25 protein-coding genes are annotated in these 25,659 nt (G+C 33.7%); 6 read left to right on the forward strand and 19 right to left on the reverse strand.

All coding sequences use genetic code 11. From position 1 onward, the window contains the following. Positions 1–169: 169 nt before the first annotated feature. Complete coding sequence (locus tag AMD00_RS05360; protein WP_053416025.1) at positions 170–823, reverse strand: hypothetical protein; 654 nt, start codon at positions 821–823, stop codon at positions 170–172. Between the two features lie 305 nt (positions 824–1,128). Here AMD00_RS05360 and AMD00_RS05365 point away from each other — a divergent pair, with 305 nt between their 5' ends. Further along, positions 1,129–1,749, forward strand: coding sequence for an RraA family protein (locus tag AMD00_RS05365; protein WP_053416026.1), 621 nt, complete (start codon positions 1,129–1,131; stop codon positions 1,747–1,749). A 169-nt stretch (positions 1,750–1,918) separates the two neighbouring features. Here AMD00_RS05365 and AMD00_RS05370 read toward each other — a convergent pair whose 3' ends face one another. The 9 genes from AMD00_RS05370 to AMD00_RS05410 all read right to left on the reverse strand — a co-directional run bounded on the left by AMD00_RS05370 (position 1,919) and on the right by AMD00_RS05410 (position 11,084). After that, the gene (locus tag AMD00_RS05370; RefSeq protein ID WP_053416027.1) at positions 1,919–2,542 is read right to left on the reverse strand and encodes a hypothetical protein; all 624 of its coding nucleotides are present in this window, start codon (positions 2,540–2,542) and stop codon (positions 1,919–1,921) included. 193 nt (positions 2,543–2,735) lie between these two features. Further along, positions 2,736–3,485 (reverse strand): aminoglycoside phosphotransferase family protein, encoded by a 750-nt coding sequence (locus AMD00_RS05375; RefSeq protein ID WP_053416028.1) that lies wholly within the window; start codon positions 3,483–3,485, stop codon positions 2,736–2,738. A gap of 123 nt (positions 3,486–3,608) precedes the next feature. Continuing rightward, positions 3,609–4,073 (reverse strand): hypothetical protein, encoded by a 465-nt coding sequence (locus tag AMD00_RS05380; RefSeq protein ID WP_053416029.1) that lies wholly within the window; start codon positions 4,071–4,073, stop codon positions 3,609–3,611. A gap of 82 nt (positions 4,074–4,155) precedes the next feature. Beyond that, positions 4,156–5,013 carry a hypothetical protein gene (locus tag AMD00_RS05385; RefSeq protein ID WP_053416030.1) on the reverse strand — a complete coding sequence of 286 codons (858 nt, stop codon included), beginning with the start codon at positions 5,011–5,013 and terminating at the stop codon, positions 4,156–4,158. A 47-nt stretch (positions 5,014–5,060) separates the two neighbouring features. Continuing rightward, positions 5,061–5,537: a DinB family protein gene (locus AMD00_RS05390; protein ID WP_053416031.1), complete on the reverse strand. Its 477-nt coding sequence runs from the start codon at positions 5,535–5,537 to the stop codon at positions 5,061–5,063. 74 nt (positions 5,538–5,611) lie between these two features. Further along, positions 5,612–7,804: a peptidoglycan D,D-transpeptidase FtsI family protein gene (locus AMD00_RS05395; protein ID WP_053416032.1), complete on the reverse strand. Its 2,193-nt coding sequence runs from the start codon at positions 7,802–7,804 to the stop codon at positions 5,612–5,614. A gap of 163 nt (positions 7,805–7,967) precedes the next feature. Then, on the reverse strand, positions 7,968–9,434 hold the full coding sequence (locus AMD00_RS05400) for an amidase family protein (RefSeq protein ID WP_053416033.1): 1,467 nt from the start codon (positions 9,432–9,434) through the stop codon (positions 7,968–7,970). Between the two features lie 258 nt (positions 9,435–9,692). Next, positions 9,693–10,598, reverse strand: a complete 906-nt coding sequence (locus AMD00_RS05405) for an NAD(P)/FAD-dependent oxidoreductase (protein WP_053416034.1) — start codon at positions 10,596–10,598, stop codon at positions 9,693–9,695. Between the two features lie 84 nt (positions 10,599–10,682). Next, on the reverse strand, positions 10,683–11,084 hold the full coding sequence (locus AMD00_RS05410; RefSeq protein ID WP_053416035.1) for an Rrf2 family transcriptional regulator: 402 nt from the start codon (positions 11,082–11,084) through the stop codon (positions 10,683–10,685). Between the two features lie 241 nt (positions 11,085–11,325). Between AMD00_RS05410 and AMD00_RS05415 the strand changes: the two genes are divergently transcribed. Next, positions 11,326–11,535, forward strand: coding sequence for a DUF6366 family protein (locus AMD00_RS05415; protein ID WP_053416036.1), 210 nt, complete (start codon positions 11,326–11,328; stop codon positions 11,533–11,535). Positions 11,536–11,610: 75 nt separating this feature from the next. Here AMD00_RS05415 and AMD00_RS05420 read toward each other — a convergent pair whose 3' ends face one another. The 5 genes from AMD00_RS05420 to AMD00_RS05440 all read right to left on the reverse strand — a co-directional run bounded on the left by AMD00_RS05420 (position 11,611) and on the right by AMD00_RS05440 (position 16,614). Next, positions 11,611–12,897, reverse strand: a complete 1,287-nt coding sequence (locus AMD00_RS05420; RefSeq protein WP_053416037.1) for a histidine--tRNA ligase — start codon at positions 12,895–12,897, stop codon at positions 11,611–11,613. A gap of 297 nt (positions 12,898–13,194) precedes the next feature. After that, entirely contained in the window at positions 13,195–13,767 is a 573-nt protein-coding gene (locus tag AMD00_RS05425; protein WP_053416038.1) for a GNAT family N-acetyltransferase, read from the reverse strand. An 88-nt stretch (positions 13,768–13,855) separates the two neighbouring features. Further along, entirely contained in the window at positions 13,856–14,392 is a 537-nt protein-coding gene (locus tag AMD00_RS05430) for a peroxiredoxin family protein (protein ID WP_053416039.1), read from the reverse strand. Between the two features lie 370 nt (positions 14,393–14,762). After that, on the reverse strand, positions 14,763–15,293 hold the full coding sequence (locus AMD00_RS05435; protein ID WP_053416040.1) for a GrpB family protein: 531 nt from the start codon (positions 15,291–15,293) through the stop codon (positions 14,763–14,765). Positions 15,294–15,471: 178 nt separating this feature from the next. Then, a complete protein-coding gene (locus tag AMD00_RS05440) occupies positions 15,472–16,614 on the reverse strand; it encodes a phosphotransferase (RefSeq protein ID WP_053416041.1) in 1,143 nt (380 codons plus the stop codon). A gap of 199 nt (positions 16,615–16,813) precedes the next feature. On the opposite strand from AMD00_RS05440, the gene AMD00_RS23470 reads away from it, so the two are divergent. The 3 genes from AMD00_RS23470 (at position 16,814) to AMD00_RS05450 (ending at position 18,794) form a co-directional block, all read left to right on the forward strand. Then, positions 16,814–16,990, forward strand: coding sequence for a hypothetical protein (locus AMD00_RS23470; RefSeq protein ID WP_169786319.1), 177 nt, complete (start codon positions 16,814–16,816; stop codon positions 16,988–16,990). Positions 16,991–17,416: 426 nt separating this feature from the next. Beyond that, entirely contained in the window at positions 17,417–17,905 is a 489-nt protein-coding gene (locus AMD00_RS05445) for an RNA polymerase sigma factor (protein WP_053416042.1), read from the forward strand. A 19-nt stretch (positions 17,906–17,924) separates the two neighbouring features. Further along, positions 17,925–18,794, forward strand: coding sequence for a DUF3298 and DUF4163 domain-containing protein (locus tag AMD00_RS05450; protein WP_053416043.1), 870 nt, complete (start codon positions 17,925–17,927; stop codon positions 18,792–18,794). A 195-nt stretch (positions 18,795–18,989) separates the two neighbouring features. On the opposite strand, the gene AMD00_RS05455 is transcribed toward AMD00_RS05450, so the two are convergent. Next, on the reverse strand, positions 18,990–19,535 hold the full coding sequence (locus AMD00_RS05455) for a helix-turn-helix domain-containing protein (protein WP_053416044.1): 546 nt from the start codon (positions 19,533–19,535) through the stop codon (positions 18,990–18,992). Between the two features lie 150 nt (positions 19,536–19,685). Here AMD00_RS05455 and AMD00_RS05460 point away from each other — a divergent pair, with 150 nt between their 5' ends. Beyond that, a complete protein-coding gene (locus AMD00_RS05460) occupies positions 19,686–21,047 on the forward strand; it encodes a D-serine ammonia-lyase (RefSeq protein WP_053416045.1) in 1,362 nt (453 codons plus the stop codon). A gap of 317 nt (positions 21,048–21,364) precedes the next feature. On the opposite strand, the gene AMD00_RS05465 is transcribed toward AMD00_RS05460, so the two are convergent. From AMD00_RS05465 to AMD00_RS05475, 3 genes are all read right to left on the reverse strand, one after another. Continuing rightward, entirely contained in the window at positions 21,365–22,651 is a 1,287-nt protein-coding gene (locus AMD00_RS05465; protein WP_053416046.1) for an MFS transporter, read from the reverse strand. A 207-nt stretch (positions 22,652–22,858) separates the two neighbouring features. Continuing rightward, positions 22,859–24,439 carry a class I adenylate-forming enzyme family protein gene (locus AMD00_RS05470; protein ID WP_053416047.1) on the reverse strand — a complete coding sequence of 527 codons (1,581 nt, stop codon included), beginning with the start codon at positions 24,437–24,439 and terminating at the stop codon, positions 22,859–22,861. Between the two features lie 23 nt (positions 24,440–24,462). Continuing rightward, on the reverse strand, positions 24,463–25,647 hold the full coding sequence (locus tag AMD00_RS05475) for a CaiB/BaiF CoA transferase family protein (protein WP_053416048.1): 1,185 nt from the start codon (positions 25,645–25,647) through the stop codon (positions 24,463–24,465). Positions 25,648–25,659 lie beyond the last annotated feature (12 nt).

Consider the following 25,659-nt stretch of genomic DNA (forward strand, 5'->3'; position numbering starts at 1 on the left):
TTGAATTTTAGGTATCTAAACCCGAATTCAATCGAAGATGCTTTTTTTATTTGTCTATACATTTGGGGTCAGTCCCTCCATTACTTTCCTGCTTCTTTAAATACTTTCTTTCAAACTCTTTATTAATTAATTTTCTGAAAAACGGTTTTCATCAACGCTTAATTAAAACTTAGTTTACATCAATCTGTATTTTATTTGTTACAAGGTCTAATTTTTCTTTCAAATCATCAGTAATATTTAAGGATACACGTTCTCCTGCTTTCATATTTGTAGTTTTATAACCTTGTGCTGTAGCAACTGTGCCATCAGTTCCCAATGGTGTCCAATTTGTAGTATCAAAATTTAATATATGATCAATATAGTCCCCACTCAATCTCCCTTTCTCTAACCATTTTGGTGGTAAAAAGTCGTACCCCATACCTTTTTCCAATAATAAAATTTCCACATCCCCTTGTGGGATTGCTAATCGTTCGTTTCTTGGAATAGATTCTCCATTAACTTGTAGCTCATATACAAACTGTTTCTTAGAAAATTCTAACATTTCTTCATTAGAAAAGTTCTTCATCATTTGTTTAATAACACTCACTAAATATTGATTTTGCATATTCATATATTCTGTTTGCATTTGTAACGATTCTAATTCACTTGTGTATTCTGAAATATTATCCTGCTCTTTGTTTGTATCCATTTCAACTTCTGTTTTCGTACTTTGAGTTTGTTGTAAATCATTATTATTTTCGCATCCGATTAATATGGCACTAATTAATAGACTCAATAATACTATGGTGCTAGCTTTCCAATTTTGAATATTATTCGCTTTCACAATATCCCTCCCTCTTAAAATTATGTAAATAATTTACTTCAATATGCTAAACAATAATTCCTTTTTAATAGCCTAGCATTATCAGCTTATTCTGAAGTAATTTTAACTTGTTCAATTAACTCACGAACTAATACTTCAATCATAAATTATTTGATCACATACGTTCCTCAAAAAACATTTTATTACTCAACCATCCATATCCCCTTTTCATAGCCAATATTCCCCCTCTGTCTAGAATCTATTGTCATATTATCTACTCGCCTATAATATGAATAACAATATTCTAATATAGGGAGGCCTTTATCATGATTGATACCGAAACATTGTTACGGACTTCACCAACAACAGCGGTTTCTGATGCACTTGCAGGAACAACGAATTTAAATGCGGCAATTAAACCTTTAAAAGATCAGTATCATATAGCTGGACGTGCATTTACAGTACGGTTACCGATTGGTGAAAATGGTGCTTTACTAGAAGCTATTCGTATTGCACAGCCAGGTGATATTTTGGTGGTTGATGCTAAAGGGGATACAAATCGTGCTGTTGCTGGAGATTTCATCGTTTCTATGATGAAAGGGGTCGGGATTCAAGGTCTAGTAGTTGATGGCGTAATTCGAGATATCCAAGCAGTACGCGACTTGGACTTTCCTGTTTTTAGTCTAGGAACAACCGTTGCTGCAGGCAATAAATTTGGAGGAGGTGTAATTCAAGTTCCTATCGCAATAGGTGGTTTTAGTGTACAACCGGGTGATTTCATTATTGGAGATGCAGACGGTGTTGTCGTCATTCCACAAGGCCAAGAAATAGAAGTCGCTCAAAAAGCACAAGAGAAATTGGAAAAAGATGAAGTCCGAGCTTTATCTATTAAAGGTGGAAAAGAAGAGATCGTTGCATATTTAGATAAGGTATTAGAAGTTAAGTAGGATAAGAGTTTATTTCAAAGTGTAAACTTTTATATGTTTATATGGCAAAGGGATTCATATTAAATTGCTATAAGAATCCCTTACTTTACTTTCAATGTTATATTCTTTTGTATCCAACTCATATTTCAAGAATCCTATTTATCCCAACAAAAAATCCAGATTCAATAAACTAAATTGCCCATTCTGCCTTCTCTGTTCTAATAAATAGGTCAACCTCATTGGCTTTGCTTTGACATTCTTTTATATATGATTCTTCAAAACAGTATAATGGGAGACTTAATTCGTAGTTTCCGATTAATACTGATTCTTCAAAAAAGAAGTTAGAAAAGTGAAGTTCTCTTAACGATAGTTTTGCGAAAATTTCCAAGTGCTCCAAAGACTTTATTTCAAATAAACCATTATGAGTGACAAGGTTATTTTTTACTTTTTTAAAAAGTGACCATTCCTGCTTGTTTAACCTCGGCTTAAGAAATCTAAATATCGCCTTTCGTTTACTTGCTAATTCTGGACAATATGCGTAAACAGGTACATCCTCATTTTTCTTAAATAAATACCTAAAAAATTTTAGATACTTTTCTTCTTGTTGAAAATAATACGCCTGAGTTTTGCTATCATTTATCAAGCTAAACAGAACCATTAAATCATCAAATTCTCCTACAGTTAACGCTCGATCAAATTGATCAAGATGTCCTGTACTAAATTTTTCATAGGCTTTTTCTACATTTTCAATGTCTAATCTTCCGAATTTTTCTATCAATACTTTTTCAACTTTTGATAACTCTTCTGTAAACAAAAATACTTCATCTCTTTCTTTTTCGTGTTTAATGACGAGACATTTATCGAAGGGTACATTTTCTTTTGTGCAATATTAGTTTTGATATTATTGGCATTATTCTATGTAAAGTAACTGTTTCTATATAGGATTTGCTGGTTTTGATTTTCTAACATATCACTATGCTTTACACAATTCCCTACTCAAATTATAGCTATCTAGGACAGTAATGATTTATTATCTCCAAAAGACGTTCAGTTTTTTCCGATGATACATTTTCAGATAATCTTGCTCCTGCAATGATTGGAGCCCATTGAAAAATACTGTCTTTTGATAATCCACTTTTCTCACAATAAAGTCGCAAATACATATCAGCTAATTCCGATGAAAATTGTGAATACAAAAGAAATGTCCGATATATGTCGGCACGTATATCTCCTGCACTGGCATCAACCCAATCAATAATTGTAACTTTATTATCTGACATGATTAAGTTATATAGATGATAATCCCCATGACATAACCTATTCTCAAATGTTATCGAATCCAATTTTCGTATTAAATCAGCCTTATGTCTTTTATCCAAATTGTGGGCAGCTTCAATTTGACGTCGTAGTTTCTCAGACATTGGTTCAAGTGAATTCGTAGTAATCATATGAATTTTTTGTTGTATATCAATGGAAATATTCATGTAATATTCTGCTTGATCCATATTTTCAGATATAAGCTCTCCTAATGTTCTTCCCTTAATATAGTCCATTATTATTGCTTGTTTCCCATCTATTTTTGTAACATCCAATACTTTAGGAACAGACAACCCACACGAATAGGCATATTTTTGCTTATTTGCTTCATATGATGATTCCGTATCCGGCAAATAGTCATTAAATATTTTAACGATCTTGTTTTCGTAAAGATAGATTTTCGCTGTGTTTCCTGATGCTATCGGATGCCCTAAATTCATTTTTTTCTCTCCTTAAAAATTTTCTAAAAAAGGCGTAAGTAAAGATGCCATATATGATAAAACCGAAAAATCCCACTATGCGCTTTATTTTTCACATCTAAACTGAAATGAATTTTTTATAGGCTAATTTATTTCCCTTGTTTTAGTTCTTTTCAGCCCATATCTAACACCAAGGATCAAAATAAGTATAGCGATGATTGATGCGTTTACTATACCTTTTTGCAACATACTCATTGGTTGCTCTGTTGCTTTTTGTGCATAATCAGCTTGTATGAATTGGCCATTTTCATTTTCTACTGCAATAGCATCAGACATTGAAATTTCGCTTATCTCATAATACTTCGTGCCAATTGCAAACGTATTTGATGCATTACCATAATAATTTCCTGATGCGTCATTTGGTTTTGCATTGACTTTTCCTATGAAATTGCCGATTTTTTCATCTAGCAAAACTACTTCGGACACTTCATATACTTTTCCATCCCAAACGAGAAATGGGTAAGTCAAGTTTTGTGCATAAACAGTGGAAGAACTGAGAAGGGCAAAGAATAAGAGTATAGTAAATATAAAACATCTATTACCTTTCATTTTGTATCTCCTTCTTTCTTTTAGAGGATTAAGATACATTTTATGCAATAGGTTCATGGAACAGTCAGTAATTACTATGGCTCTATTTTTTCAACACTTCATCTTGTACTAATAAGCGCTCACTCATAAAAACGTTCCTAATAGGAATGCCTGCTTCTGCATCTATTTTTGTTGGAATCATAAGAAATATAAAGCGGATACTCTTTTTTAATGAATCTCTATGAAACTTTACAGGAACTATAACTTTGGTCTTTAGAGGCACTATTAATTTCTGTGCACTCTCTAAACGGTAATCTGACATAATACACAATTGACCTTTAATCTCATAATCTTTATCGTTGTTAATTGCCAGATAATAACTGCCATCTTTAATTTGTTCAGCCACTATAGAAAGTTTCTTATCTTCAAATAGTTTTAAAGATATTCTGTTTTGGAAATCTGATTCTCTCTGATCATGCATAATTTCATATTTTTTATGCTCTAATGGCATCTTTCCATTTGTTACTTCAAGAGAAAAATGAATTCGAGAGTAAATATATTTAATACTTGGGTTACACCCTTGCACTCGCTCAACATATTCGAAACATTGCTCATTAATTAAGTGAATAATATGCTTACCTATTGGTAAATTAGAAAGTTCAAAATCGAATGTAACTTCTCCTAATTTCGGAACATGTATTATGTGATATTCACTCTCTTCCCCATTTACAATGAAGCTGACTGGAGAGTCTATATTTTCCACTAATATATAGAAAACGAGTTTATCATCTGTTTGAGTTTGATGATTTAAGATATACGCCCCTTTAAAACAACCATCCGCATCTGTTTTAAAATCTAATTTATCCTTATTATTTGTAAACTCAGGTGTAGTCTCCATACTGGTTGTTCGGCTATTACTATAGTGTGATACTTTTTCTAGGTTATCGCTTTCTTTATCCATAAGTGGAAGACCCCTTTATTTTCATAATAAGTATCGGATTAATAATTTTAATGAGTGCCGAGTCCCCTGCCAATAAAGTTTGCTGATACAGGCTTCTTCCCAATTTCCCTAGCCCAAACGGACAATTGGCCGATGTGATGAATTTCATGAGCAATAATATGTCGCATCACTTCACCCCAAGTGTCTATTGAATGACTGCCATCTGATTGTAGATCGTAAAATTTATTACTTTCCATGTTCTCATCCCAGTTGTTTACAAACTCTTCTACTTCCTTATGAAATCTAGCGTCTAATTCTCGAACCTTGCTTATACTCCTATAATCATCAAAATCTTCTTGAAAATCCTCTTTACCTTGTATTAGACGTATCCAACTCCACTCCACATCAACTATATGAAAGAGTGTTTGTAATATACTGCCTACCCCTCCAGTACGATTCTTTAAAAGTTCTTCTTCTGTTAAATCCTCACACCAGCTGTACCATTCTTCTCTTACTAACCAGTTATAATGGAATAATAATTGCATTGAAATCTCCCCCTCTTTTAACATAGCCATATATGTTTACAATTTCCCAACACATTCTTTTTCAGTAGTTCCTATCAAATATCCCCAGTCTCCTCTTCATCGATCTTTTCATCAGAGATTGGCTTTCTAATTTTCCCCTCTACTAATTGTCCAGTCTTTTTCGTATTTTTCTTTTGGATCTCAAAGTATTTATCTACAGCTTGACGTGCGATGATATTGTTTATGGACTTGTCTATAGATGAGTTTGTTGTCACCCATGGTACAACTACTGCATAGGAAATTTCAGGGTTATCATATGGCGCAAAACCAATATGAGTTAATGTTAAAGTATCTGTCTTTTTTCCATCTCTATAATAAACCACTTGTGCTGTACCTGTTTTACCTGCTGCATCGAAGTCCGCATCACGGAAGCTACTAGCTGCTGAACCTTGGCTTCCAAAGTAAACGCGATGCATACCATTCTTCACGTGATCAATTTCTTCTTGCGTATTATCTATTGTGTTTAATACAGTTGGTTGAATATCATTTACAATAGGTCCTAATATTTTTCCATCTTCAGATACTTCACGTATTTCCTTTAAGACATGGGGTTTTATACGCTTTCCATCATTTGCAATTGTCGACACAAATTGCGCTAACTGTAGAGGCGTAAAAGTATCATACTGACCTATTACTAAATCAAGTAGTTTACCAGATAACGTTTCAGTTCCTTTCACCCCTTCAAATTCACCAGGTAAATCAATTCCGGTTTGAACACCTAAACCAAATTGAGCAAATGAGTTACGAATCTTTGTAAAATCCTTTTGTTGTACTGCTAATCCTGCCCCAGGCACATAATTTACACCAGCAATTTTCATCGCCACTCTAAACATATAAACGTTAGACGAGCGTTCAAGTGCTGTTAAATCATCGAGCACAATTGAACCTGACGGATTAAAGATAGATTGCTTGATTGTATCTCCTATCTTAATAGGTGTATCGATTAATTTTTCACCTATATTAATTGCATCTAATGAATAACCGGTCAAAATTGTAGCCGGTTTAACAACTGATCCTACTTCATATGCAGAGGTAAATGTCCCAATGGCATAATCATTTACTACGGTTTTACCTTCTTCATCTGTCTCTATTTTTTTACCAACCATTGATAATACTTCACCTGTATTTGGATTCATCATGACGAGAAAGGCACGATCGAGCAATGAAGATCCGCTTTGTGCTTTAGCAGCTAGTAATTGTTTTTCAACAATCTTATCCAAACTAGCATGTAATTCACTATCAATTGTTAATATTAATTCATCACCTGGAGAGCCCTCTGATGTTGTCTTGGTCTCTACAACTTGCCCTTTTCCGTTTGTATCATTTTTTACAACGGCTTTCTTGCCCTGTAATTGCTCTTCATATTGAGCTTCAATATAACTTTTCCCAACACGGTCATTACGTGAATAATCACGAGCTATATAATATTTCAGCTTATCCTTTGGAATACCCTCTGCTGGTGTAGTTGTGGATCCTAAAATACTTAATGTTGAGTTTTTCACACGTGACCAATCCGTTGTTGTGTTAACGCCTGGTAAGTCTGTCAAATGTTCAGATACGACAGCAAATTCTTTATCTGATACATCATCACTTTTAATAATTTGTGGAGACAAGTAGTAGCCCGAAGCCATCAATCTGAAAATCGCCAATACTTGTAAATCTGATTTAGAAAATGATTCTAACTCTTTATTCTTTATGCGCTTACGTATTAAAATATCTATTTTAGCTTGTTGTTCTGCAGTTGAAAGTTCTGTATCCGTATGTATTTCAAGCTTTTCCTTTTTACTTACTTTGGCATTCGCCTCTTCATTATGAAGTATGATCCAATAATCCTTCTTATCCCGCTCAGTTATTGATTTTGTATCCATTTTTATTAGTCTAGTCAGTTTTTTGGCTGTTTTTAACATTTCCTTAGTTGTCGTCGTTTGCATTTTCGTATAAGTAATCGCATTCTTTGGTTCGTTATCAACTAAAACCCGACCAAGCCTATCGTAAATACGACCTCTAGGAACACTAGTATTAACCGTTACTTCTTCAGTTTCTGCCAAGATTCCAACATAATCTTCTCCTTTTACAATTTGCATATAACCCAAGCGTAAAATAAGTGAAGAAAATAAAACAAAGATAGAGAAGAATAGTATATTCATACGAAATGAAAGATTGGCACGCTGTTTTGGTTTGACATTATTTACTCTTTTCTTATTAGATGGTTTATTTGACGGTTGCATAGTTTCCCTCTTTCTGCTTTATCTATAATTAGGAGTATATTCTTTTGAGTGACTGGAAGAGATTTTTTCCACATTTCTAATTCCCCTTTTTTATTAACTATTTTTATATAAATGATAATTATTATAAAGTAATGAATTTCTATACTTCTCCAATTAGACCTTACTAAATATTCGGTACTTTCCTATGTTTAGTCGCTTGTTCAAAGCCATAAGCCAGTTTGATCAATGTACCTTCGTTAAATGATGTGCTAGCAAAAGTAATACCGAATGGTCTTCCTGATTCCATATAACCCGCTGGTACTGCAATCGTTGGATAACCTGCTTTTGCTGATACAGTTGAACCTAAATAGGATGGAAATAGAACGGCATCTAAATTGTATTTCTTTAATGCAAAGCCAATTCCTTGTTGTTCAGAAAAATAGATATCCTCTAAGCGCGCCGATAAATATTCTGGATTACTTAAAGTATTTGGTAGATGTTCACGTTGCTCTAATCTGTCTTGCCCATTCTTTAACGCTCTATCTGCATGATCTTTATTAAACTGAATTAGTTCACTAAAAGAATGTACAGGTTGTTGTGTTGGAAGTTTCGATAAATAGTTGTCGAGGCTGTGCTTTAGTTCATATAAAAGAACAGCACCATTACGTTCTCTATGAAACGCGGGAATTTCAATATCTTTCACTACTGTTGCACCTTGATCATGTAATGTTTGAACTGCATTTTCAAATAACCCTCCATCATATTCATCTGAGTTATAAAATCCGTCGGAACCATGTGTAAAGACTCCAATCCTAGCTCCTTTTAGACCATCAATATGTAAATAACTCGTATAATTCTCGATATCCCTTTCTTTCAATTTATGTGTAGATGGATCTTGCTCATCAATACCTACCATTGCTTCAAGCAAAATCGCTGCATCTTTTACAGTTCTTGCAAAGGGGCCTGCTGTATCCAGCGAATATGTAAATGGAATAATTCCTTTTCGACTGATTAGTCCAACGGTAGGTTTAATACCTACGACTGAATTCAAGGTAGCTGGACTAAGAATAGATGCATCTGTTTCAGTTCCGATCGCTAAAACCGCAAAGTTTGCTGCTACGGCTACTGCAGATCCTGAGCTTGAACCACCTACAAATAGATTGGGGTCACCGTAAGGATTCAACACTTGCCCGCCTCTAGCACTATAGCCAGCCCACATTGTCGTCGACATGGCATTTGCTAGTTCTGTCATATTAGCCTTGCCTAAAATAACAGCTCCAGCTTGTCGTAATTTATGTACTAGAAAAGCATCTGTTGAACTACAGTAATTTTCGAGTGCTAGTGTCCCTGCACTCGAATGCATATAATCATTCGTTTCAATATTGTCTTTTAAGACAACTGGAATTCCGTGCAAAGGTCCTCTTGGCCCTTTGATCGTTCTTTCGTGATCTAAGGCTTCTGCTATGAAGATTGCTTCAGGATTTATTTCAAGCATCGAATTAATCTTAGGCCCACCTTGATCATATTTTGCTATTCGATCAAGATAGTACATGGTTAACTCTTTTGAAGTTACTTCCCCCTCTGCCATTGCATCTTGTATATCGTCTATTGTCAATTCTTCACGGTAGAAATCCTCAAACTTAATACTCATCTATACACCCCTCTAATTTATTTTCCAAACTTAATTTAATTTTACTATATATGTTAATGGCAAACTATTAATAAAACCCCAATCATTAAAAGAAATAAATAAGATTAACTTATTCATTCTTTGAAAGATTGAGGTTACTTTTGTAAAAGAAATATATATAAGTATTTTTATATCCCTGCTTCTTTTATTCAGCCTGTAGTCGATTACATTGTTGTAAAACCCTTTACAAACAGTCCAAATTTTTCACTGTATATTTAATCAAAAACGTTCCGTAGTAAGATCAATATTTACAGAGAATGCAGCTTTACTGCCATCAGCAGCAGCAAACATTAAAGAAGTAGGTCCTGATTTTTCGGTTTCACCAGCAATATACACATTTTTTTGAGATGTGCGGCCAGAACCATCTGTCTCTACTACTCCATTTTCATGCACTCTACATCCTAATTGCTCTACAAATTTATTTGGTCGATAAAACGAAGGTACAACAAACCCACCGGACCTTGATATCATTTCTCCTGATACAAATTCAATTTTTTGAAGGTAACCGTCATCGCCTATTAATTTTTTAATTGGCTCCGTATTTACTTTAATATTGTGCTTTTGTAATATACTAGCCCCATCTTTAGATAGTTCTACTCCGTTAGTTAAGACTATTAAATCTTTCGACCAGTTATAGACTAGTTTAGCCAAATGCATTATATGTGCTTCATTATCTGCCATGACAACTAATGGTTTATCTCGTAGCTCCCATCCATCGCAGTATGGACAACTAAAGAGACTTTTCCCATAATACTCGCGTACATTCTGGAAAGAAAATACTTCTTGAATACCTGCTGCTAAAATCACTTTTTCTGCAACAAATTCTTGGCCATCTTCTGTTTTTACGATAAATCTTTCACTACTAGAATCTTTGATAATTTCAGTAATTGTTTTTTGGAAATACGATACCGATGGATAATTTTTCAATTCATTTAAACCTATTTCTTTAAACTCTTGTGGCTTAATGCCATCTCGAGTGATAAATCCATGTGACTCCTGTGTTACTCTGTTTCTATTTGTACCGTTATCAAATATTGCGATGTTCCTTCTAGCTCGTCCTAATGTTAAACTGGCACTTAATCCAGCAGGACCTGCTCCAATAATAATACAATCAAAAATAGTCATTTTCTTCATCCTTTTCTTTTTTGTATTTTTAATTATAGATATTAATACTCTCTAATAGCTATGATTAGTGTAAAAAAACAGGGCTTATTGAGCCCCTGCCATTTGTTTAGCTATGTCTACAATTTTTTGATTTCTTAATTCATCTAGCATCTTTTCTTCTGCTGAAACAATAACTTTTTGAATCAAGCAATTTGGATCATGATGTAAACAATAGTCAAATAAGGATGTAGGACCTTCAATAGCTTGAATAATATCTAAAAAAGATATGTCTTCCCAATTAGGTTTTAATTTATATCCACCATTGGCACCAGAAACTGATTCAACCATCCCCGCCTTAGCAAGTTTAGTCAGTATTTTTGACAAATACGTAGTTGAAACATCTTGATGTGTTGCAAGTTGCTGAACACCTACATGCTTCTCAGGAGTAACATTGACTAAATATAACATGGTATGAAGAGCGTAATTCGTTGCTTTTGAATATTTCACCTTAATAATTCACTCCTAATCATAGATATCATTTGTCTACCATATCTATTTTCTGTTTTTTAGTCAAGTTAGATGTCTTTTGCTACTAGCAATTCTCCTGTTGCTTTAGAAAAAACGCTACCTTTACAATAAAAGAAATGATCGCATAACAAGGCTTATCGGAATATTTGTAGAATATAATCTTTAATGCATTAAAAACAAATAGCCACTGTTAAGCAATGGGCAGAAATGTGAGTGGAATATGAGTCTAAAAGAAACACCCGAAGAAAAAAGAGAACGCTTAAGACAAAGTGAATTGAAAAATAATCCCTCTGGTTCGATTCACGATGCATTAAATAGAGGTAGTAGTGGGAATTTAACTGATTTAACAGGCGGTATGGGATGGAAAGGTACAGGCATATTAATTTTAGTATTAATTTTTGGTTACATTCTATACAACCTTATATTCTAGGGGTGTATAGAATGTTCGCCCTACAAAACAATAACCAACAATCAAGTAAAACAGAGTCATTTGTAGAAAGTCTTCTTAGCTTAAAAATTGAAATGGCTCTATTCTCGTTTCACCTGTCTCCATATTTTTCACCGTTATTTGATTAAGCTCTACTTCATTCTCACCTACAATAATGACATTTCGAATGCCTTCACTATTTGCACGGTCTAACGCTTTGCTAATTTTCTTGTTACTCATATCTAGTTCTACATTGTATCCCTTCTGTCTTAATTGTGTTGCAACTAATAAGGATTCCTTTAATGTGTTCATTGGTATGATGTAATAATCGAGTATTGAAGCCACTAATGCATTTGAATCTTTTAATGAAATAGCCGTATAAATGACATCTAATCCAAAAGATATTCCGACAGTTGAAAAAGACTGCTCCGAACCGAGTAAACCTCCAATAGCATTATCATATCTCCCACCACTACCAATGCTCGATTTAATTGTTTTGTCGACTAAAAATAGTTCATAAATTGTACCCGTATAGATTTCCAAACCTCTTGCTAAAAACGGGTTAAAAATACATTTCTCCGAAATCTTCAAATACTTTAAAAATGATTCTAATGCTTTTAATTCATTTACGCCCTGCTTAATATTGTTATTAACTTTAGAAAATGGCACAAAATAATTGATCGTCTTATTCTTCTCATCAGTTAAAAAACGCTCGATGGAATCTACTACTGTTAATTGTAAACCTATTTCACTTAGTTCCTTCTTTACCGCTGGTACCCCCTCTTTCTCTAATTTATCTAACACTAATATTACTGGACTCATTTGTTCAGTAGTAACTTCAAACATTTCTAACATTCCAGATAATAACTTTCGGTTGTTATATTGTATGGCGATTTTCAAATCTAACTTGTTAAAGGCTGAAATGGCCATTTCCATCAGTTCTGCTTCAGCAATTTGAGATTCTACTCCTACGATATCTACATCACATTGTGTAAATTCACGGAATCGTCCTGTCTTTATTGGCCCATCTCTAAAAACTTTACCAATTTCATAGCGCTTAAAAGGCATTCTAATCGCGGGATTCATCGCGACAACTTTTGCAAAAGGAATCGTTAAGTCATAGCGAAGTGCTAAATCTCTCTCTCCTCTATCAGTTAATCTGTACATTTCTTCTAATATTTCTGCACCACCACCGTACTTTGAAGCCATCAGCTCCGTATAATTCAATATTGGTGTTTCAAGTGGTTTACAGCCGTATTGTATAAATGTGTCCTCAAGCGTTCTTCTAACTTTCCGTCTAATCACTTCAGCTTCAGGTAAATAATCTTGTGTACCTTTAACATTTTGATAATCCATTTTTCTCATTTGATATTCCCCCTAATTTTGTGAAAATAAAAAAACTGCACCGGATAAAAGTGATTCCCTTTATCGATGCAGTTCAATATAAATAGTCTTCCTATGCGCGATTTTAAAAATCGGATAGCAAGACTAGATGTGATGATGGAATTGTAAAGTGTTACTTAAAATTTTTCTTTGTAACATATAATTCACCTCATATTTGTTTATTAACTTACCACAATAATTAGAATATTTCAATGATTTCTATTGTGCAAATTGAATTGAGACTTCTAATGAACCGGATAAGCCTCTTCTGTTTTTAAATTAACTCTGTGACTCACTTAAATCAAAATCTTGCTTTAGCAGTGAATACATATATAAGTCATCAAATTTACCACAAGTAAATTCATAATTTCTTAGCAATCCTTCTCTTATAAAGCCTTGCTTTTCAGCTAATTTTTGTGATGCGGTATTTTCAGGTTCGATTAATGCTTCAATCCTTTGAAGTTTAAAGTTTTCAAACCCGTATCTAATTACAGCTTCAAATGCCTCGCTAGCAATACCTTGTCCCCAGTATTCTTTGCTTAATTCAGTACCGATTTCTGTACGAAAATGCTTAGGGACCATGTTAAGAAAACCACAGCTGCCAATTACTTCATTATTTTCTTTCAAAGTAATTCCCCATCTAATTCCTGTTCCCTGTTCAAATATTGTTTGATACCAGGTGATCTCATCCATTGCATCCACAACTGTGTTAAAAGGTTCTAATCCAATATGCTTTACTACTTCATTATCAGACATATATTTTAAAACACTACTTGCATCAACTTCTGTAACTTTTCTTAATATTAATCTATCAGTTTCTAGTATTGGAAAAGTGCTGTTTTCTATTTGCATAATAAATACCTCCAATTCAAATACAATCTACTATCTATTGTTAATAATATTGATTGCAAATCTGTTTACTTTAACAGATTTAATTACTCTAATTAATAATTTCTTCGATTTTCTTATCGTCTAAAGACATTCTAACTTTTTGAGTAATTACCCCCTCACTATTTATTATATATGTTGTTGGAAAAGAACGAACATCATATAATTTCATAACTTTCCCATCATTATCATCAACTAAAACTGGAAATGTTATTTCATATTTCTCAACAAATTCCGCTATTTTTTCTTTACCGCCTTTTTCTACTCTAGTCATATTTACTGCAAGTATTACCGTACCAGATTTTTCTCCATACTCTTCATAGTACTTTTGCATATACGGAATTTCTTCTTTACAAGGTGGACACCATGAAGCCCAAAAATTGAGTAGTACTTTTTGTCCTCTATAATCTGATAATTTCACTTGTTCACCGGCTAAATTTTTCAATTGAAAATCAGGTGCAACATCGTTTATTTTAAGTCCTGATTCAGCAGATTCATCTTTATCTACAAAATTTGTTTTAATCATAAAAATAATCATGAAGATAACTATAAAAGCTGAAGTAATCTTTGCCAAAGCTCTAAAATTCATTTTTTTCTCCCCCAAAACACCATTTCTCAAACTAGTTGCTAGTAAAAAATACAAAAATTAACACTTTACTTATTTTACATTAAATTATTTTATTTCCCATTTATATTTTAATTAATACTATTGTTATGTAAAACAGAAACTAGTGAAATTCATTTGAATATAAAAAAAGACTTGTTCTATTTGTTTATTTTCTATTCTCAAGTGTACATAAAAGATGAATAGTATTTTAAAAGGAGTGTTTACATGAATAATGCTTCATAATTGCTACATTTTTACGAAAGTATGGTTTTCATCAAAGTAAATGAAATCATTAAGCTTTACTAAACTTGATTTTAGGATAGAAATATCCATTAGATAATACCTCCAAAAGCTATTCTACATTCATCGTAATGACTCTATCCACAAACTCCAACTTCGCATTAGCATAAGCATTTTCATTGTTTGAATGTTCTTTAGATAGCTTTATTTTTAACTGTTCATATTCCTTGGCTAATTCAGGGTGCGCTGTTAAGCGATCACGGAATAGTATATGCTTTTGCCACCAATCCCCTTCATACTCTACAACGTGAGCAACATGCGTTTTGATTAGAGGCTCCAAACTTTCAAACTTTGCAATAACTTCCTTGCCTTCAATGTTTACTTTCGCTAAATGATAATAACCGTTCTTTTTGAGCTCCTGAAAATCAAACATTTTAAAATCTTCTATTTTTCTTAGACCAATAAGTATATCTACTAATGGCTTAGCTTTAATTCCTGGAATAGCTGTGCTGCCAATATGCTGAATATCTAATATTATGTCCCCTAAAACTCTTTGCAAAATATCCTTCTCATTTATGAAAGATTGCACCCAGTTATCATCAGGTTCCACTAAATATACTTCACCTTTTTGTAATCCAGACATTTCCATTCCCCCTTGTTCTTTAAGACTACCGTATATTACTTCCCAAAAACAGGATAAAATTTTATGTAAATTTTTGTTAAAATAGATGTAACAAATGAATATCGTTCAATGTTTAATATTCATTCACAAAAAAACTGATTAGAATTTCTAACCAGTTTAATCGTCTATATTTAGTTAATTATTTTATATATTCTTGCTCCCACAGATTAACATCCCTCATTAACCTATCCGCTTCTACACCCAAATCCATTTGGATACTTACAATTCGAGTGAGATTTTCGATTACATTCAAATCAATTTCTGAACTTGCCGCTAACTTGATTAATTTGGGCACTTCCCAAGCACTTCTTAAAGCGACAGAAACACAAAATCCGTATCTTGGTAATGTTATGTCCCCATTCCATCCAGCATCCTTAAGTCCTTCAATATAGTTTTTGAATAATAATTTTTGATAGTAGTCACCTTGATCACTTTGAATATTCCCTTGACTCATCGCAACACCATATAATTTACCTAAATCTTCTCCTAACCCGGAGATGCTTAAAAACTGCCAATCAATTAATGTCAACACTTTCTCTGCATCTTGATATGTATTTATGAACATGTTTTGCCTGCTTAGATCTTGATGAGCAAGAACACGCGGTAGTTTACTCAAAGCTTGGAGATGATTATTAATATTATTATTTAAATAGGTATAGGAATTCCAAATATTTTCGAGATCAAGTCTACGCTGAATTTGAGGATAATAAATGGTTGGGTCACTAGCATATCTTTTACATCCACTAATCCATGACTCAAGCCAATTGCAACAAATCCAGGTCTGTTCTGGAAGTGTATGACCTGTTACATAAGCTCCATTGAAAATCCCCAATTGACGAGCCACAAATGCATAATCATTTTCAGACCAAATCTTAATACTATCTTCTATTATTTCTTCCATCCATATCCACACTGAACCATCTGTTTTTTCCTCAACGTTATAGCATTTTGAGGTATTAATAACATGAGGGAGATTATCCAAAATATCTGACTGGTTGACCAATGCTTCACGTCTCCAATAGTTGTGATACCATGGATCATTCATTTCTACTTGTCCAGGCTTTATGATCTTTACCACAAGAGACCACGGTACTTCTTTTCCCATGATATCTACAATTCCGTGAATACGGTAAATTCCTTCTGTCGTAAAATTAAGGGATTTACAAACAATTGGATCCAATCCCCAGTTTTCCACACAATTAACTCGTACATTTAATATCTTTGAAACACATTGATGTAATATTTCCATGTCTACTCTTTTACTTAATGATAATTGGTTCATATTAGTCACCTCGTTAGTTGAAGCAATAATAACTATGCTCTTATTATTGATACTAACATTTATTTCTGGATAAAAATGACAAAATTTAGGTGGATTTAATTAATCTTCAATCTCCCTGTTATGTTTTAAATGAAGAAATTTTCATTAAGAATAAAACATTCTAATATTGTGCACCTTACACTCTAGGAGGTGAAAATCCATGTCTAAAAACAACAACAAAACAAAAAACGAAAGAAATCATAACAAGAATATCGACAACAGTAATAGTAGCTACAACAGTAATAATAATGACCCTAATAACAAAGAAGAATTTGCTGCTGAATTTAATCCTAAATCAAATAACAAAAGTAAAAAATCGAATAAAAGTAAAAAATAGTTTTACATGAAAGATTAAACTGAACCCCGAATAGGGTCACTTTTTAAGTGTCTACTACCGGGATTCAGTTCAAACTTAATCTGTTTTCAAAATTACATTCTTAGCTTTAATGTGGTGTTTGAGATGTAGTTTATATTTATTTTCCCAATTGCTTTAGGATAACCGCCTTCTATTATTATATCCTCTCTCTTCATCTTCCATTTTTATACTTGTTTCATAGTTAATATAACTTTTAATGTGGTGAATTGATTCTATAAGAAAAGCTATTCCTTTTTCTAATTACACAAGATATATCTCCCTTAATTGATTGTTACTTCACAAAAACAAAAATAGTTATGAAAAAATTTTAATTACATAAAACTTTTTGCAAGAAACCGACGTCTTAGCACCGTATACAAATTTGATACGTATCAAGGGAGTAATATTATGTTCAAAAAAAGAAAATTAGAGAAAGCTTACATACGGTTTGTAACTGAAAATCATACAAACCTATATCGCTTTTCTTATAGTTATATGAAAAATCAACAAGATGCTTTAGATGTTGTCCAGGAATCTATTCGGAAAGGATTAAGTTCGCTTCATATGCTTGAAGATGAGTCCGTAATGAAAAGTTGGATGTATCGAATAGTAATTAATACTTCTATTGATAGCATTAGAAAGCGAAAAAAAGTAATTATGATGGAAGCAGAAGACATTGAATTCCATTTACCTAATACCACGGATGAATATACCAATATAGATTTGAAAAAAGCAATTGAAGCGTTACCCCATTCATATCGCTCCATTATTATGCTTCGCTTTTTTGAAGATATGAAGATTGAAGAAATAGCCAATGTATTAGAAGAAAATGTTAATACTATTAAAACAAGATTATATAAAGCATTGAAGCTATTGAAAATAGAACTAGAAGAGTGAATCCAGGAGGTTCAAAAGAATGAAGAGAATGAAACAACTGATAAAAGAATATCAAGAAATTGAAATACCGGAACATATACAAACCGTCGTTAATGATGCATTACATCAAAAGAAGAAAAGCAAACTAAAAAAAATGTATATAGGAGTTGCAGTTGCAGCATCTTTGTTTATTACGAGTGTCAATACAAGTTCAACTATTGCGTATGCTTTTACTGATATTCCGATTTTAGATAAAGTTGTGAACATAATTACGTTTAGAGAGTTTAAAGTTGATGAAGGTACTAACAAAGCCGACTACAAAGTTCCAGCACTAACTAACTTAGAAAACAAAGAATTAGAAAACAGTCTAAATGAAAAATATTTAAAAGAGAGTGAGCAATTATATCAAGCATTTTTAGCTGATATGAAAGAGCTGAAGAAAAATGGCGGCGGACATTTAGGTGAAAATAGTGGTTATGAAATTAAAACAGACACCAAACAACTTCTTTCAATCGCTAGGTATTATGTGAATACTGTTGGTTCCTCATCAACGACAATGAAATTTAATACGATTGACAAAGAGAAGGAAATTTTCATAACACTACCTAGCTTATTTAAGAACGAAAATTATATAGAAGTTATTAGTGAAAATATTCAAGAGCAAATGAGATCACAAATGAAAGAAGATCCTGAATTGACTTATTGGGTAAGTGGAACCGGTGAAGAGTTAGTATTTGATCCATTTGAAAAGATAGGTAAGAATCAAAATTTCTATATAAATAACAAAGGCAAATTAGTAATTTCATTTGATAAATATGAAGTTTCTCCTGGTTATATGGGTGTAGTCGAGTTTATTATTCCAACTGACATCATCAAAAATGAACTAGTAAGTAATGTATATATAAAATAGCAATTTCTTTATTATTTGATTGCTCTTGATAACATAAAATTTTTCAACAAACCAATAAAATTGTTTAACTTTAATAAACTAAACACACATAGCACCTTTCAGAAATGGAATAGTTTTATGTGTGTTTTTTTCATACAATATTCATTTTTCTCGAAACAAACATTTCATTAAAAGAAGAGATTAGATTTATCTACATTAAAACGCAGGAGGTGTAACTGAAAATAATACAACTGCATTTTCAACAAAAATATTTTCCCATTTATGTTTCAAATTCGCTGGTATCTTTACACTATCACCAGCCTCTAATACATATTCATCTTCATCCAAATATAACTTAATTTTCCCTTCTAAAATATATGCCACTTCCTCTCCCCTATGTTCTAAAGGATTCTCTGATGAGGATGTATTCGAAGGTACTTTCATAATCGCTGTTGCCAAATTACCTGTAAAATCAGGTGACAATAACTCATAGGTTAAATTATCAATGATTATTTGCTTACGTTTGTTGGACCTTACGATTAAATCCTCCGTAACTATTTCTTCAAGTAGAAAACTAAAAGTTGGAACATTTAGAACTTTAGCTAAGACTTTTAGGGTTTGAATAGACGGATTCGCTAAACCTCGTTCAATCTGACTTAACATTGAAGGTGTAATTTCCGCTAATTTTGCCAATTCCCTGCTACTTAATCCTTGAGCTTTTCTAAATTTCTCTACTTTTTTACCAATATCTATATTCTCCATAATCAATACTCCTTAAAATACATTAAATTTAATTTAAATTAAGTAAATTTAAATTAACATGATTGTAACTGTGTGTTAAACTGTATTTAAATTTATTTAATTATAATTTATATATTGACTTGCTACAAGAAAATTAGGAGGATCAGACAAATGAAAAAAATTGAAAGCAAAGAGAGACAAAAATTGAAAGAACAATATCCTTTACTAAATAAGCTCATTTCTTTGGAAGAAGTATTTTGGATGAATCCAAATATCGAAAAATTTCAAACGGGAATAAAAAAATCCCCACTTACTAATGATGCTGTAAGAGATGCAGAGGAAAGATTAAAACGTTTCGCTCCATATATTGCTAAGGTTTTCCCTGAAACAAAAGAAACAAATGGTATTATAGAATCTCCTTTAGTCAAAATTCCTGACATGAAACGCTCTTTAGAACAAGGATATCAACAAGCTATACTAGGTGAATTATTACTAAAATGTGATAATCAGCTTCCCATCTCAGGATCTATTAAAGCTCGTGGTGGTATTTATGAAATTCTCAAACATGCAGAAAACTTAGCATTTCAGCATAAAATGTTAACACTTCAAGATGATTATTCGATTTTAGATAGTGATAAATTCCGAAATTTCTTTTCACAATATTCAATTGCTGTAGGTTCGACTGGAAATTTAGGACTAAGTATTGGCATCATCAGTGCAAAATTAGGGTTTAATGTTACTGTTCATATGTCAGCTGATGCAAAACAGTGGAAAAAAGACTTGCTTAGAAGTAAAAATGTCAAAGTTATTGAATATGAAGCTGATTATAGTAAAGCAGTAGAGGAAGGCCGAATCCAAGCAGATAGTGACCCAACATGTTATTTTGTGGATGACGAAAATTCTCACGACCTATTTTTAGGATATGCAGTGGCTGCTAGTCGATTAAAAAAACAATTAGAAGAACTAGAAGTAACAATAGACGAAAATCATCCTTTATTTGTTTATCTTCCATGTGGAGTAGGTGGTGGTCCTGGAGGCGTAGCTTTTGGTTTAAAATTATTGTATCAAGATCATGTTCACTGTTTCTTTGCAGAACCTACCCACTCACCATGTATGTTACTTGGTTTAATGACAGGCCTTCATGATAAAGTTTCTGTACAAGATTTTGGTATAGATAATGTCACAGATGCAGATGGACTTGCTGTAGGAAAGCCATCTGGGTTTGTCGGTAAAACTATGGAGCCTTTTTTAAGCGGTAATTATACGGTTAGCGATGAACAGTTATATATGTTGCTAAAAGAACTAGTCGATACTGAGGGGATTCATTTAGAACCTTCTGCATTAGCAGGCATGATTGGACCAACTAAATTATGTAATGAAGGCACCGATTATTTACAGAAGCATAACTTAAAAGAAAAGATGAGTAATGGTACACATATTATTTGGGGAACTGGCGGAAGCATGGTTCCTGAAGAAATGATGACTCAATACTATCAAACAGGGTTAAAATTATCGTTAGAAAAACAGAAGTAAATTAAACCTATTATGATTGCTTCACCTAATACTCTTGGTAGATAAAATGACTAATAACAGTGATTAATAAATATGATTCAAACTACAATTACACGAAAACTATATATTTCAACAACAAAAATCCTCGACTAAACCTGTCGGGGGTTTTTGTTGTTCTTGGGTAAGAATTTTATTGCTACTAGCAATTTAAAATGCCTTTGAATTTTTTTAGCATTCCTTCATGAACCTGAATATGCAATACATGTTCACTGCTCTCAAAAACAGGTACCTTTTTTGTTTTTAATAAATACCCCTGTGTCATACATAAATCACTTGCACTAAGACTTTACAGCTCCTCTATTATTATTAATAGTAAGCCCGATAATCATCCCACATAATGCCGAAATGGATAAAAACCAAAACGCCGCATCAAAAGAACCATTGAAAAGACTAATAATCAAGCCAATCACAATCGGAGAAACCGCTCCAGCAACTTGAGTAGTCAAAGTTACTAGCCCTGTAACTGAACCAGTGACCTCCTTAGGTGCATATTTTATAATAATCGTAAAGAGCGTTGTTCCTATAAAAGAGATTCCAATAGTAGTTAAGGTAAGAAACGTTATTAAAAGAATGATGGACGTGGTTTGTGACATACAATAGAGAAATATAGCAGCTACTAAAGCACCCATTGCAGCTAAGTACTTTTCACGTCCAATCATATATTTATCTAGAATCCAGCCACTCAGATTATACATCAGAAAACCGGTTATATAAGGAATAGCTATTAACCCACCGGTTGCTAGGAGATTAATTCCCTTTTCTTTTACTAGATACAACGGCATCCAAGACATAAGTCCCCAGTTGACCACACTTGCTAAAAATTTAAACGACATTATTTTCCAGATGCTTTCCGCTTTAATTACTAATCTTAAAGGAACCTTAACCAATTTGTTACCGCTTACATTTCTTTTAGGTGTTTCTCGTGGTTGCAGAACCAACCAAAAAGCTAAGGCTAATAATATCCCAAAGATTCCAGCGCTCATAAACGTCCAGCGCCAACCTAATTTCACCACCATTACGGTAGCAACTAAACTAGCTACCACGCCTCCTAACGGTTGCGCTGAAAGGAAAAATGCATTTATCCTCCCCCTTTTCCCTTCAGGAAAGTTCTCTCGAATCACCACTAATCCTGCTGGATGATAAGGCCCTTCTCCCAAACCGAATAAGAATCGAATAATTAATAAGGAAACAAAAGACCATGCCAAACCTGTCATAACTGTAAATACTGACCAACTCAACATGGAAATGATGATAAGAGTTCTTGCACCAAATTTATCGGATAGCCATCCTCCAAGTGGTTGCATAATGGACATACTAATAAAAAAAACACTCAGCAGCAACCCCGTTTGTGATGGATTAAGAAGTAATTCTTTCTCTATAGGAACCATTGCGATATTAATAGCTAAGCGGTCATAATAGCTTAAAATCATTCCTATAAATAAAAGAAATGCAAGAATACTCCCCCTCTTATTACTCGACCTAATGTCAGTGTCTACTTCCCTCGCCATTTTGCTGCTTGAGTGAACTATCTTTTCGGTCCGCTTACTACTAGCGGTACTTTCCATATCCATTTCCCCTTTGAATAAAAATACTTGCAATGCAGGAAACTCTTATTAAAGATTGAAATTATCATCAGTAATTTCAAGGTTGTAACTATAGATTCGGCAAAGTATTTCGATTTATATGAAACTAGTAATCTATATTGAACTTAAGTATATTATGCTTACAATTCAAATTGCTTTAACATGTAAGCTTCAAGCTAAACTTTCATTTTAGTTTACTTGTTCCGTTTTCTCTTCTTGAACATATCTCTTCTTCAATTCTTTTTTATCAATCTTACCTATCGGTGTGAGCGGAAACTTATCTAGAAAATGAACTTCTTTAGGTATCATATAATTCGATGTGATTTCCTTACAAAAACTGATAATTTCTTCTGCCGAACAGTCGTAACCTTCTTTTAATAAGACTACGGCACAAACCGTTTCTCCCCAGTCATTATGCGGTACTCCGATGCAAGCACTTAAAGAAACTGCTGGATGCTGATTCACAACACGTTCAACTTCAGCGGAATAGACGTTCATCCCACCTGAAATAATCATATCTTTCTTCCGATCTACGATGTACAGATACCCATTCTCATCCCACATGCCAATATCACCGGAGTAAAACCAACCATCACGCAGTACTTCTTGCGTGGCTTCAGGTCTTTGATAATAACCAACCATCATCGATGGTGATTTAATAACAATCTCCCCAAGTTCATGTTGTGAAGCATCTTTTCCTTGCTCGTTCACAACACGTACTTCCGTCATCAAGCAAGGTTTTCCACAGCTTTTCAATACATTTGAGTTGTTTTCATAAGCCTGTAAATGGGCACTCTTTGACAGTCTCGTAATGACGATATTACATTCTGTCATCCCATATTGCTGACGAATAATTGGACCAAACACTTCGAAAGCTTCTTTTAGTCTTTCATGTGAAATGGGTGAAGCACCATAGTAAATATTTCTCATGGAGCTCACGTCATATTCTATACTCTTTGTCAGATCCAGTATTCTGTATAACATGGTCGGTACCATGAATGTAGTCGTAATCTCATATTTTTTAATTACATTAAGCACATATTCAGCATCAAATGAACGCATTATATAGGCATGTACTCCCGAGACAAGAGATCTCCAAAGAAGGGAACCAACTGAATGAACGAGCGGAGAACTTATCAACAAACGATCTCGATCATCAAGTGGATCTTCCATACAAGAAGCAAATAAGGCTGCTCCTAATCCTGCCTGCGAATGCATTACTCCTTTAGGTGTCCCTGTTGTTCCGCCTGTATACGTCAAAAGTGCAATATCCTTTGGTGAAGCCTTTGGTATTTCTAGCATCACTTTCTTCTCTGGCCAATTGAACAATGTAAACTTCTCCGGATAGTTTACATTAAACCCTGAAAGGCCAATTACATGAATTGTAGAATTTTCCGACTTCTTCAAGTAGTCATGAATTGGCTCAACGTGTGTCTGTGTTGCTACAATTATCACTTTCGGCTTTGAATCTTCCAAAATTATACCGACCTCACGCAGCCCTAATTTCTCATTTAACGGAATCAATGTAGCACCGCATTGTTGTATAGCTAAGTTAAACAGCACATTCTCTAAGCTATTTGGAATGAGCATAGCAACATGAGTATCCTTTGCTACACCTAATTGGAGTAAATAGCCTACAATCTGCTCTGTTTTGTCCACCAGCTCTTTGTAAGTTAACGTCTCTTCTGATGGCAATAAAGTGATAGCAGGCTCGTCACTAAATCGTTTAATTCCTTTAAAAAGGATGGATTGTAATGTATTGAATTCCATAAATATTCGATACCTCCATTAGCCTATTCGGCCTTTCTAATCGCCTTTAATTGTAGTAAGTTTTCGATATCGTGAGGATGGTACTCCAGTTGTCGTAATATCTCCTCCGTATCCTGTCCTAGGACCGGCGCCCCACTTTCATAACTAGTCGATGTTATTGAAAAAAGTGAAGGAAATCTGACCTGTAGTTCCATTTCCCCTGTATCCGGATTAACCCAGTCGTTGAATATCTGTCTCGCTTTCAAATGCGGATCTTTTAATACATCAGCTGCCCCATTGACAGGAAACCAAGGGATATCAATAGTTTCAAAAACCTGCTCCCAGTGACTAATTGGCTGCGATAAAATAATACCTTTTATCAAATGATGTAACTCTACTTTTCTACTCATTCTCTCTAATGGATTTCTCCATTGCTTTATACCTAATACGGGAAATTCTTGTTGTAAACACTGAATAAAATTGACCCAAAATTTATCTTCATTTAAACCAAGAGTTAGCCATTTCCCATCTTTAGTCTCATACATATCATTCCCAGGCATAACTAATGGGGATTCCGTCGAAGAAAGCGCTTTCTCATTGTGCAAAAATGCTGGTAAAAAAACACCCACCCAGGCAGCCATCAAATCCGTTATGGCTACATCTATATACTGTCCTTGTTTGGATTGTTTAGCTTCCAAAAGTCCAACAAGGATTGAAAATGCCGCCATTAGACCCCCACCTAAATCTGATACACGTGTAGCCGGTCTAGTTGTAGGCATATCCATTTGAGACGGAATGCCAACCATGCCTGCCAGTGCCAAATAATTTAGATCGTGACCGGCACGATCCTTATATGGCCCGGTTTGCCCAAAACCAGAAATTGAACAATAGACGATCTGCGGATTTATTTCTTTCACCTGTTCATATCCAAATCCCAAACGCTCCATAACCCCTGGTCGGAACCCTTCCAAAATGACATCTGCGTCTCTTATTAACTTCTTGAGAATTTCTTTGCCTTCTTTCTGCTTCAAATCAAGCGCAATCGATTTTTTATTGCGATGCAGCATATTAAATATCGGCTTCGACGCCCTCGTGTCATCTCCACGCCCAACATTCTCAACCTTAATGATTTCCATTCCTAAATCACCGAGTAGCATGGTGCAATAAGGTCCAGGAAGTAATAAGGATAAATCAATGACTTTTACTTCTTTAAAATTACTAGACACCATCCTTTTATCATT

Origin of the sequence: Viridibacillus arvi, from assembly GCF_001274945.1 — a bacterium.
In the GTDB taxonomy this organism is placed as follows: Bacteria; Bacillota; Bacilli; order Bacillales_A; family Planococcaceae; genus Viridibacillus; species Viridibacillus arvi.